This window comes from Microbispora sp. H13382, from assembly GCF_014161445.1.
Classification (GTDB): domain Bacteria; phylum Actinomycetota; class Actinomycetes; order Streptosporangiales; family Streptosporangiaceae; genus Microbispora.
The window spans coordinates 244075-258159 of sequence record NZ_JABBXA010000004.1 but is presented as its reverse complement, the minus strand read 5'-3'; the positions used below and the strand labels follow the sequence as shown (position 1 = coordinate 258159).

Annotated in this window: 11 protein-coding genes; 7 read left to right on the top strand and 4 right to left on the bottom strand. The window is 71.9% G+C overall.

Annotated elements, in window-relative coordinates; translation table 11 throughout:
* The first annotated feature begins 31 nt into the window (after positions 1-31).
* From HHX41_RS10900 to HHX41_RS41685, 4 genes are all read left to right on the top strand, one after another.
* On the top strand, positions 32-592 hold the full coding sequence (locus tag HHX41_RS10900) for a TetR/AcrR family transcriptional regulator (protein ID WP_169983261.1): 561 nt from the start codon (positions 32-34) through the stop codon (positions 590-592).
* Between the two features lie 27 nt (positions 593-619).
* The gene (locus HHX41_RS10895) at positions 620-1021 is read left to right on the top strand and encodes a nitroreductase family deazaflavin-dependent oxidoreductase (protein ID WP_169983262.1); all 402 of its coding nucleotides are present in this window, start codon (positions 620-622) and stop codon (positions 1019-1021) included.
* Between the two features lie 246 nt (positions 1022-1267).
* Positions 1268-1942: a rhomboid family intramembrane serine protease gene (locus HHX41_RS10890; RefSeq protein ID WP_220503930.1), complete on the top strand. Its 675-nt coding sequence runs from the start codon at positions 1268-1270 to the stop codon at positions 1940-1942.
* A gap of 401 nt (positions 1943-2343) precedes the next feature.
* A complete protein-coding gene (locus HHX41_RS41685) occupies positions 2344-2766 on the top strand; it encodes a M15 family metallopeptidase (RefSeq protein WP_310741922.1) in 423 nt (140 codons plus the stop codon).
* 75 nt (positions 2767-2841) lie between these two features.
* Here the strand turns inward: HHX41_RS41685 and HHX41_RS10880 are convergent, their stop codons facing one another.
* Entirely contained in the window at positions 2842-3990 is a 1149-nt protein-coding gene (locus HHX41_RS10880) for a sensor histidine kinase (RefSeq protein WP_182905847.1), read from the bottom strand.
* A gap of 138 nt (positions 3991-4128) precedes the next feature.
* Here HHX41_RS10880 and HHX41_RS10875 point away from each other — a divergent pair, with 138 nt between their 5' ends.
* From HHX41_RS10875 to HHX41_RS10865, 3 genes are all read left to right on the top strand, one after another.
* Positions 4129-6618 (top strand): RNA helicase, encoded by a 2490-nt coding sequence (locus HHX41_RS10875; protein ID WP_182906001.1) that lies wholly within the window; start codon positions 4129-4131, stop codon positions 6616-6618.
* A gap of 193 nt (positions 6619-6811) precedes the next feature.
* The gene (locus tag HHX41_RS10870) at positions 6812-7255 is read left to right on the top strand and encodes an HPP family protein (RefSeq protein ID WP_182905846.1); all 444 of its coding nucleotides are present in this window, start codon (positions 6812-6814) and stop codon (positions 7253-7255) included.
* Between the two features lie 49 nt (positions 7256-7304).
* Complete coding sequence (locus HHX41_RS10865) at positions 7305-11117, top strand: FHA domain-containing protein (RefSeq protein WP_182905845.1); 3813 nt, start codon at positions 7305-7307, stop codon at positions 11115-11117.
* A 108-nt stretch (positions 11118-11225) separates the two neighbouring features.
* On the opposite strand, the gene HHX41_RS10860 is transcribed toward HHX41_RS10865, so the two are convergent.
* The 3 genes from HHX41_RS10860 to HHX41_RS10850 form a co-directional block, all read right to left on the bottom strand.
* On the bottom strand, positions 11226-12743 hold the full coding sequence (locus HHX41_RS10860; protein ID WP_310741921.1) for a DUF6297 family protein: 1518 nt from the start codon (positions 12741-12743) through the stop codon (positions 11226-11228).
* Positions 12740-13366, bottom strand: a complete 627-nt coding sequence (gene ccmA, locus HHX41_RS10855) for a heme ABC exporter ATP-binding protein CcmA (protein ID WP_169983266.1) — start codon at positions 13364-13366, stop codon at positions 12740-12742. The genes HHX41_RS10860 and ccmA overlap by 4 nt, the downstream gene beginning before the upstream one ends.
* 67 nt (positions 13367-13433) lie before the next feature.
* Entirely contained in the window at positions 13434-14000 is a 567-nt protein-coding gene (locus HHX41_RS10850) for a DUF4291 domain-containing protein (RefSeq protein WP_182905844.1), read from the bottom strand.
* Positions 14001-14085 lie beyond the last annotated feature (85 nt).

Sequence of the window (14085 nt, the reverse complement as noted above, 5' to 3'; positions counted from 1 at the left end):
GGCCGTCAAGTCAATTAGGAAACAGCTGGAAATGGGTGCTCATACCGACACGCGCAGCCGCATCCAGGAGGTCGCGATCAGGCTCTTCACCGAGCAGGGGTACGAGGCGACGTCGCTCCGGGAGATAGCCGAGGCCCTCGGCGTCACCAAGGCGGCCCTCTACTACCACTTCCGGACGAAAGAGGACATCGTCGCCAGCCTGGTCGAGGACCGCATCAAGGCGCTGGACGAGCTGATCGCGTGGGCGAACCGGCACCCCCGCGACGCCGAGACCCGCGGGGAGCTGATCACCCGCTACTCCGCCCTGATGACCCGCGGGCGCGCCCACGAGGTCATGCACTTCATGGACCGCAACAAGACGGCGCTGCGCGGCCACGCCAAGGTGGACCTCATGCGTGAGCGCATGAGCGAGCTGATGCGGGCGCTGTACGAGCCGGACGATCCGCTGCCGGTCAAGCTCAGGCGGTCCATGGCCCTGTTCGCGATGCACGCGGCGTGGTTCTTCGTCAGGGACGAGTCGACGTCCGAGGAGGAGCGGGCCGCGGCGGGGCTGCAGGTCGCCCTGGAATTGGCCGAGGGTTCAGGCGGTTGATCCCCCTCTGATGGGAAGGTGATCGACATGCTTTTCGGACAGGAACACGTCAAGCGCTATATCGAGACCGACGGCGAGGAGGGCCACGACTGGCAGGGCACCACCGTGGCCATCCTCACGACCCGGGGCCGCAAGTCGGGACAGCCCCGCAGCACCCCGCTGATCTACCAGCCGTACGGCGACGCCTATCTGGTGGTGGCTTCCAAGGGCGGGGCCGACGAGCACCCGCTGTGGTACCTCAACCTCCAGGCGGACCCCGAGGTGGAGTTCCAGATCAGGGGGGACAGGTTCAAGGCGAGGGCCCGTACGGCGAGCCCGGAGGAGCGTCCGGACATGTGGCGGACGATGGCCGCCACCTGGCCCGCCTACGACGAGTACGTCACCAAGACCGACCGGGAGATCCCGGTCGTCGTCATCGAACGCGTGTAGGGCGCCGCGCCGCGTGAGGATGCCGGGCGCCGGCGGTCAGGAGCCGCCCGGCGCCCGGTTCACCCCGCCGCCGGCCGGCTCGCCGCCCCTGAAGCCCGGTCCCGCCGCGCGGCACCACCGCGGTGCCGCGCTCCTGGCGCCGGCGCTCAGTGACTCGTGCGGCCGTCGGCGGTATCTTTCCCGGGTGATCCTCAGGAGCCGCGCCGTCTTCGGCGACCGCGTGGCCTTCAGGCACAGGGAGGTCCCGTGAGCGACGGCCGCACCGCCGAAATCATGATCGCCGAGGCCCGCAAGGCCTTCTGGGTCATGGTCGGTTTCCTGGGGTTGATCTGGGTCGTGCAGGTGGCCAACTGGGCCGCGGACTACTCGCTCAGCTACAGCTACGGCATCAGGCCGTGGGACCTCGAGCGGCTCCCCGGGGTCGTCTCCGCGCCACTTCTGCACTGGAGCTGGGCCCACATCGAGGGCAACTCCGGTCCGCTGTTCATCTTCGGGTTCCTCGCTGCCTACCGGGGCGTGCGGCGCTTCCTCGGCGTGACCGGGCTGATCGCCGTCGCCAGCGGGCTCGGTTCGTGGTTCACCGCCGACTCCTCCACGGTCGGCGCGGGCGCGAGCGGGCTGGTGTTCGGCTACTTCGGGTACGTCCTCGTGCGCGGAGCCTTCGACCGGCACCTGATCGACATCGTCATCGGCCTGGTCATGGGACTGTGCTTCGCCTACCAGTTCGCCGGGCTGCTGCCGGCCGAGGGCATCGGCTGGCAGGCCCACGTCTTCGGTTTCGCGGGCGGCATCCTCGGCGGCTACCTGTTCCGCGACCGGCGGGCCAAGGGCACGACCGGGAGCGCTGCCGCCCCCGACAGGGCCGCCCCGCCCGATTCGCGGTCGGCTCTGCTCAAGGAGATCGAGGACCTCGGTCTCTGATCCCTGATCTCTAGAGCCGGCGCATGTCGTCGGCATATCGAAAACCCCATACGTGCCGGCAACGGCTCACTGCCTTGACTGGCCGCATGGCTCAAACCCCACCGTCAGCGACGAAGACCCGCCGGACGCGCCGGCTCCTGGTCACCGGCCTGATAGTCGTCGCAGCGGCCGTCATCACCGTCCTCGGCCACCGCTCGCAGTGTTGCTCGTCCCTCTCGGCCGGATCCCCAGCGGAGCACCCCTCGGCGGCACCGCTCGCGAAGTCCTCCACGGCCGCACCACTCCGGAAGCGCTCCCCGGCGCCACCGCCTGCCACGACCTCCCCGGCATCGTCATCGAACGCTTGTCACGATGAGCGCCGCGGTGCGCCTGACGAAGCCGACGGTGTCGTCCCGGACGGCGTGACGGTCTTCGACGACCGAATCCCGGGCGTGGCCAACCTCGACCGAGATCTGCTCAAGGCCCTCCGCCAGGCGGCGACGGACGCCGCGGACGACGGAGTCGAGTTCCACGTCAACAGCGGCTGGCGTTCTCCGGAGTACCAGAACCGGCTTCTTCGCGAGGCGGTCTCCAAGTACGGGTCCGAAGACGAGGCCGCGCGATGGGTGGCCACCCCGGCGACGTCTTCTCACGTGACGGGCGACGCGGTCGACATCGGGCCCTCCGATGCGACGGCGTGGCTGTCCGGCCATGGCGCCGAGTACGGCTTGTGTCAGATCTACAGGAACGAACCCTGGCACTACGAACTGCGCACCGATGCGATCGACCGTGGTTGCCCGCGTATGTATGCCGACCCCACCCAGGACCCGAGGATGCAGCAGTGACCGCCCCCTCCCGGCCGTGCCCCTGGAAGCGCGGCCCGGTGCTCGCGGCGCCGGCGCCGCTGCCGGGCGACGGGATCAGGGCTCGCCGGGGTCGGGCGGGTGGAAGGGGACGCTGGCGGTGAGCGCGAACCCGCCCTCGGCGGTCGGCCCGTACGTGAGCCGTCCGCCCACCAGCGCGACGCGCTCGCGAAGGCCGGGCAGCCCGTAGCCGCCCCCCGCGCCGGCGGGCACCCGGACCGGCACGGCCCGGCTCTTGCCGCTGTTGACCACCGACACGTTCAGCACGTCCCCGTGGGCCTCGCAGACCACCTGCACGTCGGCCCCGGGCGCGTGTTTGCGCACGTTGTTGAGGCCCTCCTGGACCACGCGGTAGCAGGCGTGGCCGGCCTGCCGCGGCAGCGCCGCCTCCGGCACGTCGTAGTGCAGGGCGACGCGCAGGCCGGTGGCCCTGCCCTCCTCGACCAGGCGTGGTATCCCCTCGACGCTCTCCGCCGAGGGCGGCAGGTCCTTGCGCCGCAGCGCCGTGAGCAGCTCGCGCAGCTCGGTCAGCGCCCGCACGCCCTTGTCCTCGATGTTCCTGGCCAGCTTGCGGATCTCGTCGAGCTCGTCGGCGTCCTGGATGAGACCGGCGTTGAGGACCATCACGGTGACCGCGTGCGTCACCGTGTCGTGCAGCTCGCCCGCGATGCGGCGGCGTTCCTGGGCGGCGGCGCGCTCCTCCCGCGCCCGCACGCCCGCCCGCAGTTCCCGGATCATCGAGCGGTAGCGCCACACCCAGGTGCCCACCAGTGCGGGCAGGAAGATCAGTGTGACCGCCCGCACCGCCACGACGACGGGCAGCCGGTCCGTGTAGGGGCTCGTGTAGTCGGCCAGCGCGTAGATCCCCGTGAGGACGGCGGTCACCCACGGCCATCGGCGCACCGTGTTCTGCGCCGTCATCGAGTACGCCGCCAGCATCAGCGGCATCGTCTGGCCCGCGAGCAGGGCACAGGCGGCGGTGGCCGAGAGCATCGGCCAGGCCACACTGCGCCGCACCAGCATGGACACGGCCGCCGCGACCGCCGCAGCGATCTGCGCCCACCACGGCACGGCGAGGAACGGCAGGGCCGGGAAGGAGCGGCCGAACACGACCGCCGGAACCGCGAAGGCGAGCACGGCGACGGCGAGCAGCACGTCGGCCGCCGCCTCCCGGCGCGCGGCGAGCCCGGCCCACTTCTCCCCCATACCGCTAGTTTGTGGGTTTGACCTGCGGCTTCGTGCAGCGCCACACCCCTTTGACGTAGCTGTGCCACACCTTGCCGTACGACGGGGCGGTCGAAACAGTCATGCGTCTTGGGCAGGATAAGAGGCGTGAGCGAAAGCATGAGCCTCCTCCGCCGTCTTCCGTCCGACTCCGCACCCGACGCGCTGTTCGACGCGTTCGCGTCGTGGAACGCCGATCGGGGGCTCACGCTCTACCCGGCCCAGGAGGAGGCGCTGATCGAGGTCGTCTCCGGCAACAACGTGATCGTGTCCACGCCGACGGGCTCGGGCAAGAGCCTCGTCGCCGCCGGGGCGCACTTCGCGGCGCTGGCCCGAGACGAGATCAGCTTCTACACCGCGCCGATCAAGGCGCTGGTGTCGGAGAAGTTCTTCGACCTGTGCGCGTTGTTCGGCACCGAGAACGTCGGCATGATGACCGGCGACGCCACCGTGAACGCCGACGCGCCCGTCATCTGCTGCACCGCCGAGATCCTCGCCCAGATCGCGCTGCGCGACGGCGCCGACGCCGACGTCGGCACCGTGATCATGGACGAGTTCCACTTCTACGCCGAGCCCGACCGCGGCTGGGCCTGGCAGGTGCCGCTGCTGGAGCTGCCGCAGGCGCAGTTCGTGCTGATGTCGGCCACGCTCGGCGACGTCGAGCGGTTCCAGACCGACCTCACCCGCCGCACCGGCCGCCCCACCAGCGTCGTCAAGCACGCCGAGCGGCCGGTGCCGCTGATCTACTCCTACCGGACCACTCCCCTGCACGAGACGCTGGAGGAGCTGCTGTCCACCCAGCAGGCCCCGGTCTACGTCGTGCACTTCACCCAGGCCGCGGCGATGGAGCGCGCCCAGGCCCTGATGAGCATCAACATGTGCACCAAGGCCGAGAAGGAGGCCATCGCCGCCCTCATCGGCAACTTCCGCTTCACCACCCGCTTCGGCCGGGCCCTGTCCCGGCTCGTACGGCACGGCATCGGCGTGCACCACGCCGGGATGCTGCCGAAATACCGCCGCCTGGTGGAACGGCTGGCCCAGGCGGGCCTGCTGAAGGTGATCTGCGGCACCGACACGCTCGGCGTGGGAGTGAACGTCCCGATCCGCACCGTGCTGTTCACGGCGCTGTCGAAGTTCGACGGCACCAAGGTGCGGCGCCTGCGGGCGCGGGAGTTCCACCAGATCGCCGGGCGGGCCGGCCGGGCCGGCTTCGACACGGTCGGATACGTTGTCTGCCAGGCGCCTGACCACGTCATCGAGAACGAGCGGGCGCTCGCGAAGATCGGTGACGACCCCAAGCGGCGCCGCGGCTACGCGCGCAAGAAGCCGCCGGAGGGGTTCGTCGGCTGGAGCGAGGACACGTTCGAGAAGCTCCAGACGGCCGAGCCCGAGCCGTTGACCTCCCGCTTCAAGGTCAGCAACGCCATGCTGCTGTCGATCATCAACCGGCCCGGCGACTGCTTTCAGGCGATGAAGCGGCTGCTCACCGACAACCACGAGGACCACAAGGCGCAGCGCCGCCACATCAGCCACGCCATCGCGATCTACCGCTCGCTGCTGGCCGGCGGCATCGTGGAGAAGCTCGCCGAGCCCGACGAGCACGGCCGGATGGCCCGGCTCACCGTCGACCTGCAGGAGGACTTCGCGCTCAACCAGGCGCTGTCCACCTTCGCGCTGGCGTCCTTCGAGCTGCTCGACCCCGGCTCCCCGACGTACGCGCTGGACATGGTCTCGATCGTCGAGTCCACGCTGGACGACCCCCGCCAGATCCTGCACGCCCAGCTCAACAAGGCCAGGGCCGAGGCGGTCGCGCAGATGAAGGCCGACGGCATCGAGTACGAGGAGCGGATGGAGCGCCTCGCCGAGATCACCCACCCGATGCCGCTGGCCGACCTGCTCTTCGGCGCGTACGAGACCTACCGGCGCGGCCACCCGTGGGTCGGCGACCATGTAGTCAGCCCCAAGACGATCGTGCGCGACATGTTCGAGCGGGCCATGACCTTCACCGAGTACATCCAGTTCTACGAGCTGGCCCGCTCGGAGGGGACGGTGCTGCGCTACCTGGCCGACGCCTACCGCACACTGTCGAAGACGGTGCCCGAGCACCTGAAGACCGACGACCTGGTGGACCTCATCGAATGGCTCGGCGAGCTGGTGCGCCAGGTCGACTCCAGCCTCATCGACGAGTGGGAGAAGCTGGCCAACCCCGCCGAGGCGCTGGCGGCCGGGGAGGAGCTGGAGACCAGGGCCCGTCCGGTCACCGCCAACGCGCGCGCCTTCCGGGTGCTGGTCCGCAACGCGATGTTCCGCATGGTGGAGCTCATAGCGCTGGACCGGGAGGAGGAGCTGGTCGAGCTCTACCCGGACGTCGACTGGGGCGCGGCCATGGACGCCTACTACGAGGAGCACGACGAGGTCCTCACCGGCCCGGCCGCCCGCGGCCCCGCCCTCCTGCTCATCGAGGAGGAGAAGGAGCTGTGGCGGGTGCGTCAGATCGTCGACGACCCGGCCGGCAACCACGACTGGGGCATCAGCGCGGAGGTCGACCTGGCCGCCTCCGACGAGGAGGGCCACGCCGTCCTCCACGTCACCGGCCTCACCCGCCTCTGATCCGATTCCGACGCCGGGGCCGGACCTGCGTCGGGCGGCGGTCCGATCTCCGTGCCGTCCGCATGCGGTGGGCTGTACAGCACATATTGCGGGATTTATACTCGCGGAAAATCGTTTCGGGTAGGCGGCCAGCTGACCCAATTTGCGCGGGACGACCGCGCGGGACGACCGCAGGGTGGACCTGGGAGGCGCTGTGCTGGTCAGCGACGTCATGACGGCGTTCCCGGCCTACGTGCGGCTCGGCGCGACCATCCGGCGCGCGGCTGAACTGGTCAGCGTGTCCGAGGTCGGCCAGCTGATGGTCGTGGACCACGACGGCCGGTTCGTCGGGTCACTGTCCGAGGAAGACCTGGTGCGGGCCATGCTGCCCGGCTTCGACGACGTGACCGCGGCCGGCGGCACGCTCGCCGACGCGTTCCGGATCTTCCTGGAACGGGGGCACGCCCTCGCCGACCGTGTCATCGACCCCCTCGTCGTGCGCGACGCGGTGACGGTTCGATCGGCCGACGAACTCGCCCGGGCGGCGATCGTGATGCTCGACCGCGGGATCCGAAGGCTTCCCGTGGTCGACGACGGGACCCTCGTGGGCACGCTGTCCCGAGCCGATCTGTGCCGGGCGGTGATCTACCATTCATGAACTCCGGCTGATCCTCACCGATCGGCACACCCGGGAGACCAGCGAGCGGGTGTGCGCGCTGCCGGCGACTCTCGGCCGGGACAGCGGTGCGGCGGCGGTGGTGCTGGACGACGGCACCGTCTCCCGGCGCCACGCGCGGCTGGAGATCGTCGACGACCAGCTGGTGCTCACCGATCTCGGCAGCTCCAACGGAACCTACGTGAACGACACGCGGGCGACACGCCGGGTGCTCGTCCCCGGGGATCGCGTGCGCATCGGCCGATACGAATTCACGTGGACGTTCCTCGACCCGGAGGCGACGGGCCTCATCGATCCGAGCCAGCTGACCGTGCTGCGGCCGGTCGCGCCGCCGCGCATCGCCGCACGACGCGTGGTGGAGGCCGCCGAGGCGCACAACCGGCGGGTCGGGCACGAGCTCGACGGCTTCCTGTCGCTCGCGCACGGGTTCCTGCCGGCCGAGCCGCCGCTGCGGGCCTTCCCGGAATCACACCGAGCCTGGGACGAGATGTCGGACCGGCTCCCGGAGCTGTTCCGGCGCCTGTCGCTGCGCCGGGCGTTCGACGCGATGCCGGTGCTCGACGCGCGGCCCGAGGCGTTGCCCGACCGATACCTGTTACGCGCCTCGACTCTGCTCGGCGTCTACGCCCACGCCTATCAGTACATGGCGATCGATCCGCCGACCGCTCTGCCCGAGTCGCTGCTGCGACCGTGGACCACGGTCTCGCGCCGGCTGGGCAAGCAGATGCCGGCCGTCTCCTACATCGATCTGTTCTTCTACAACTGGCGGCTGCGCGATCCCGCCGGGCCGCGGGCACTGGACAACATGGACCTGCTCGTGCCGACCTGGAACAACGCGGCGGAGCGGGTGTTCTACCTGGTCACCACCGAATTCGCGATGGGGCTCACGCCCGTTCTCGGCGCCATGCTGGACGCTCAGGAGGCCGTCGTCGCGGACGACCCGGCCGCCCTGGAAAGCGCGCTACTGGTGATCCTCGACCGGCTGCAGCACGTCACCCAGGCCATCTATCCGCAGATCGACCCGAACCCCCGCGCCCGGCATCCGCTCGACCAGGTGCTGTGGGCCAAGACGGTCGGCACCGCGGGCGTCCCGATCTTCGACGGCGCGCCCAGCCCGAGCGGCACCGCGCAACCGCAGATCCACGCGCTGGACGCGTTTCTCGAACGCCGGGACTACGGCTCGCTGGTCGGGCGGCAGAGCGTCTACCTCGCCGGTTTCTTCCCTCGGCACTGGCGGGAGCTGGTGGCCGCCTTGCGCGAGGTGTCGGTGCGCCAGTACATCGAGGACACCCGCAACAGCACCTTGCGCGGCGTCTACAACGCCGTGCTCGACGCCTACCTGGGCGACCGCGGCTGGATGGGCCTGCACCGCATCAAGGCATACGGCTTCCTGGAGGTGGCGTTCAAGGTCGGCCGGCAGGTGACGACCGGCGCCCGGTTCACCGGACTGTTCAAGGACCGGACCTGGGACAAGGTGGACGACCAGCTGGCCGTCGTCCGCGACGAGCGCCGCCCACCGGTGGGTCCGCCGGTGGTGTTCGGGACCGCCCGCCGGGGTCGTGCCGTCACCGGCGAGTCCGGCGCCTGGACCTGTTACCTGGATGTCGACGTCACCGGGCAGGGCGTCCACCACCTGCCCGGCGACCGGGTCGGCGTGCTGGCCGAGAACGACGACGATCTGGTGCGCCGGACCGTCGCCGCCCTGCAGGCGACCGGCGACGAGCTGGTGCGGCTGACCCCGAAGTGGCGAGCGGCGGTGGCCTGCCGGGCAGGCTACGGCGAGGTCGACGTGCTGCCGCTGCGGACACTGCTGCGCTTCGCCCGGCTCCGGCCGATCGGACGGGAGGTGGCGAAACGGCTGGTGAAACTGACAGCCGTGGGCTCGTGGCAGCGGGTGGTGGACGCCCGGATGGAGGACCAGTGGGAGCTGTGGGACGTCCTGAACCTGCTGTACGCGGGAGGGTATGACGTCACCCGGCTGTGGAAGGCCGATCCGCACGAGGACGACGCGTTCTGCACCGTGGTTCCGCCCGAGCCGTTCCGGTTGTATTCGATCGCCTCGGCGCCGCCGCCCGGCCAACCGGCCACCACGCTGCGACTGGTGGTCGCCGGCCTCGGCTACACCTCCGCTCAGACGCCGTGGTCGTACCCCCGGGAACGGCAGGGCACGGCATCGCACTTCCTGCGCCGGGCGAGCGCCGAGGGCCGGCACCGGCTGTCGCTGCAGATCGTCCCCACGCCCCGGTTCCGGCTGCCGGCCGATCCCACCCGGCCCATCGTCATGTTCGCGGCCGGTTCCGGCATCGCCCCGTTCCTGGGTTTCGTGGCCGCGCGCACGCGGCCGGCCGAGAACACCGGTCCCGCTGAGAACACAGGGCCTGCCGGGAACACTGGGCCCGCCGGGAACACAGGGCCCGCCGGGAACACAGGGCCCGCCGGGAACAGGGCGCCGGGCGAGAACCGGCTCTACCTGGGGATCCGGACGCCGGAGGAGTTCGTCGAGCACGCAGACCTGGACGCAGCCGCGGCCGCGGGCCGGCTGAAGCTCTCCGTCGCGTTCTCGCGCGCCGACGCCGCGATCGGCTTCGACGGCCGGCGCCACGTCGTCCAGGCCGGACAGCGGCGCCGGGTGGACGACGTGATCCGCGCCGAGGCGGACGCGCTCTGGGAGCTGTTGCGCCCCACCGAAGACGGTGGCCGCGGCGCGTTCGTCTACGTGTGCGGCAGCGCGCCGTTCGCCGTCTCCGTACTCCAGGCGTTGACCGACATCATGCCCGGCGACGGCCGCGAGTTCCTCCGCCGGCTGGTGGCCGAAGGACGTCTCGGCCAGGACGTCTTCACCACCTACCTGGGCCACGCGCAGCAGGGTCCCCGCTTCGAGGTGTCGGATCTGGCGCGGCACAACACCTCCGAGGCCGGCTACTGGATGGCGATCGGCGGCGCCGTTTTCGACGTCGGTGAATTCCTGCACCTGCACATCGGCGGGCCGCACATCGTCCGCAATCACGTGGGGCTCGACGCGACCGCGGCGTACCGGAAGGTGCTGCACCACTCGCACGCCGAGATCGACGCGCAACTCGCGATGTACCAGATCGGCCACCTGCGCCGGCTGCGGTTCGGCGCCCGGTGGGGCGTGGTGCTCACCGAGGACGGTCTGCGCGCGCTGCCGCTGGAAGAACTGTTCCGGACCTGGGTACGCCTTGTGTACCTGCTGGTCGGCATGGAGAACGCGTTGACCGCCGACTACGGGTTCACCACCTCGGTCACCACGTCTGACGAAGATCCCCGGGAGCTGACGCCCTTCAAGGCGCAGTACGTCCTCGAGGCGCACTGGCGGTTCCTGGTCAGTTATCTGGACGGGCTGGTGCACGAGGACCTGCGCACCCTGTGGCGGCTCACCGTCGGCTTCTGCGACCCGCATATGGACATCCGGTCCTTCGACAACGATCTCGCCGCCATGTCCGCGCGACCGGAGGTCGAGCTGGTCCGGCGTTCCGTGTCCGCCGTCAAGGAGCTACTACTCGCCGGGGACGACTTCCGGCGGGTCACGGCGCTGTGCCACACCTACGCGCACGTCGACGTCCAACTGCTGCGCGACCTGAAAACCGCTCTGCTGGAGGGAATCCGGGCGTTCGAGATCCACGAGGCCGACGTCGTCGAGCAGGCGGGCGCCACGCTGCTGAACGCGGCGGGCGAGGCGCTCGCCGCGGTCTCGTCCTACTACCAGCGCCTCGCCGAGCAGACCCGCGGCCAGGGCATCACCGCCGACGGGGCGGTCGAGGAGACGATCCCGGCCGACCGGGGCGTGCCCGGTCACGGCGGTCCGCTGTCACTTCCCGACTGACGCCCGATCGCGGCGGTCGGCCACCTGCTCGCCGAGCTCGGCGCCCGCACCCGCGCGCCTGCGGTGATCGCCGCGTACGAGTCCGGCCTGGTGGGCCGGCGACGGTAGCTACTCTCGGGCTCTCCTGACGGACCGCAGGACGAAGGCGGCGAGCACCGCGGCCCCGGCGACGGCCTGCGCCGCGACGTACGGCACGACGTCGGCGGGCCGCGTGACCAGCGCCGCCAGCGCGGGCAGGGACCCCAGCAGGGCGACGTCCGGCCCCGTCGCCGCCCAGATGAGAGGGCCGGTCGGCACCGCGCCGCCGGGAGTGTCGATGACCGGCATGGAATGGTCGACGGGCCGGCGCCGGGCCATCCGCAGCGCCCCCGCCGCCAGCGCGGGCGCGGCCGCCGGGCCGAGCGCCCACCATGCCCCGGCGGGCAGTGCGCCCGCGGCCTGGAGGCCCGCCAGGGCGAGCGCCGACCAGGCCGCGGCCAGCAGCGCGGGCAGCACCGCCCGGGCGGCTGTCGCGGCTCTGCCGTCCACGGCCAGCATCCGGGCCAGGGCGGGGTCGCCACCATCGCGCCGGGCCCCTCCGGTGCACATCGCGGCGGCGGTCAGCGCCCCGCACAGCAGCACCCCGGCGGCCGGCGCCGAGCCGCCGACGGCGTCCGCGCAGACGGCGGGCAGCGCCGCCACACCGAACAGCGCCGCCAGCCGGCCCGGTCGCCTGCCCACCCGCAGCCACTCCTGCCACGCCAGCGCGGCCGCCGGGCCGAGCCGCGACACCAGACGGGGCCAGGGGCGGGAGCGCAGCGCCCGGCCGCGCCAGTGGACGTCCTCCGCGACCCAGGTGAGCATCCCGGGATCCAGCATGGTCGCAGCCGAGGTCACCCGCGCCGTCCGGGTGGAGGAGGCCAGGATCCGGCGGGCGGGGATGCGGTCGAGCGCCGCCCAGGCCCGCCGTGCCAGGAAGGCGGCCACCACGGAGGCGACGCCCGCGACCGCCGCGCCCAGAGACGCGGGCGCCTCGGCGACGGCGGCGAGGATCCGCCGGCCGGGGCCCGAGCCGGACACGGCCGCGAGCACGGCCACCGAGAACATTCCGGCGATCAGGAACTGCAGCCGGGTGTCCGCCGCCGGGGACTGCTGGCCGAGCACCGCCGTGGCCATGCCGCCCACGCCCGCGGCGACGCCGAGCGCCAGCGCCGCCGCGAGGCGCACGCCGAGCTCGCCGGGAGCTCCGAAGACCGACAGCGCCGCGAGCCCGAGCGCCGCCCCGGCGAGCACCGCCGCCGACAGCAGGAGCAGCGCCGTACGGCTCAGCACGGCCCGGCGGGGCAGCGGCGAGGTCACCAGCCATGCGGCGTCGGCGGCGGGCAGCATGACGGGGCCGAACGCCCGCGCCAGAGCGAGGAACCCCGCGTACGCCGCCGCGACCAGCGCGAGCCCGGCGCCGAGCCGCGCCGGATCGGCGTGCCGGGCCAGCCCGGCGAGCGCCTCGGCGACCGGGCGGCCGAGCACCGCGGCGGCGACGAGCAGGCCGAAAACGCTGGTGTACCGGTCCGACCAGGTCGCCGGCCGCCCACGGTGAGCGCGCAGGTAGGCGAAGGCGGGATGCGTCCGTGCGGTCGCCGGGATCACGACGCCGCTCGCAGCGTGATCACTCGGGCTGCCGTGTCCCGCGCGAGCAGCGCGTCGTGGGTGGCCATCACGACCGTGCCGCCCGCGGCGGCGTAGCCGCGCAGGATCGCCGCGAGCCGCCGTCTGAACCCGGCGTCCAGGCCGCGCTCCGGCTCGTCGAGCAGGAGCAGGCGGCTCGGCCGGAGCAGCGCCATCGCCAGCGACAGCCGCTGCCGCTGGCCGGTGGACAGCGACAACGGGGCGAGATCGGCCCTGGCGGTCAGCTCGAATGTCTCCAGCGCCTCGCCGACCGTCAGGCGGGCGTCCCGGTGCACGGCCTCCATCAGCTCGAGGTGTTCGCGGACGCTCAGGCCCGGATACCAGGCGGGCTCGTCGCCGGCCTGCACGACGTGCCGCCAGAAGTCCGGCAGGTCCGCCGGCGGCCCGCCGAGGACGTCGATCTCGCCGCGCGGCGAGGGGTGCAGGCCGGCCAGGCATCGCAGCAGCGTGGACTTCCCGACGCCGTTCTCCCCCATGACGGCGACGATCTCACCCGGAGCCGCGGTGAGATCGACGCCGCGCAGCACGGGCACTCCGCCCAGGTCCAGCCCCACCCCGCGGGCCGTGATGATCGCGTTCGCCATGCCCAGAGCCTACGTGCGCGCGCTCACACGCGGTCGCGGGGGACGGGAGCGGCCGTGAGGTCCGTCCTCACGGGTGGATGAGCAGCCGCCGTCCGATTTCCTGGGGCACCGGGTAGACCCGTTCCGGCGGCAGCAGCCGCTGGGCCTTCGCCGCCTGCCCGCTCTGCACCAGGCTCGCGATCCTGCGGACCCGTGGGGTGAGGTCTGCCAGGTCCACGACCCACTCGTCCGCGAACGTACGGATCAGCTCACGGCCGATGCCGACCTGGATGCTGTAGTGGTTGAGCGGCGCCCCGCGCAACGAGCGCTCGGGGTCCCACTGGACGTGCACCGGCGCCCGGCCGACCGTCAGGGGGTCCGCGGTCGTCAGCACCGCCCGGGAGAGGGCTTCGTGCCATCCCTGCCGCGTGATCCGTACCGACAGGACGCGTTCCTGCCCGGCCTTGCGCCCCCAGTTGCTGCGGTGCATCAGCCACAGGAACGACGGCTTGATCCATGTCATGCGGGTGAACGAGAAGGGCGGCACGAACCGCCTGGCGCTCAGTGCCGGGTCCGCCACGCCGGCCGGGTACGCCTGATAGACCACGATCGTCTCGGCGTCGTAGTCGGCGCGGACCTGATGCTGCGGCGGCACGCCGAGCACCCTGTCATCGCCGGGCTTCGCGGCGCAAAGCCATTTCCCGGGTGGTTCCCACGGCCCGCGAGCCCCCGCAGGCGCC

Excerpts from the sequence above, each read along its gene's own strand:
- ccmA (WP_169983266.1), bottom strand. The coding sequence starts at position 13,366 with ATGGCGAACGCGATCATCACGGCCCGCGGGGTGGGGCTGGACCTGGGC.
- HHX41_RS10875 (WP_182906001.1), top strand. The coding sequence starts at position 4,129 with ATGAGCCTCCTCCGCCGTCTTCCGTCCGACTCCGCACCCGACGCGCTG.
- HHX41_RS10900 (WP_169983261.1), top strand. The coding sequence starts at position 32 with ATGGGTGCTCATACCGACACGCGCAGCCGCATCCAGGAGGTCGCGATC.
- HHX41_RS10880 (WP_182905847.1), bottom strand. The coding sequence starts at position 3,990 with ATGGGGGAGAAGTGGGCCGGGCTCGCCGCGCGCCGGGAGGCGGCGGCC.
- HHX41_RS10895 (WP_169983262.1), top strand. The coding sequence starts at position 620 with ATGCTTTTCGGACAGGAACACGTCAAGCGCTATATCGAGACCGACGGC.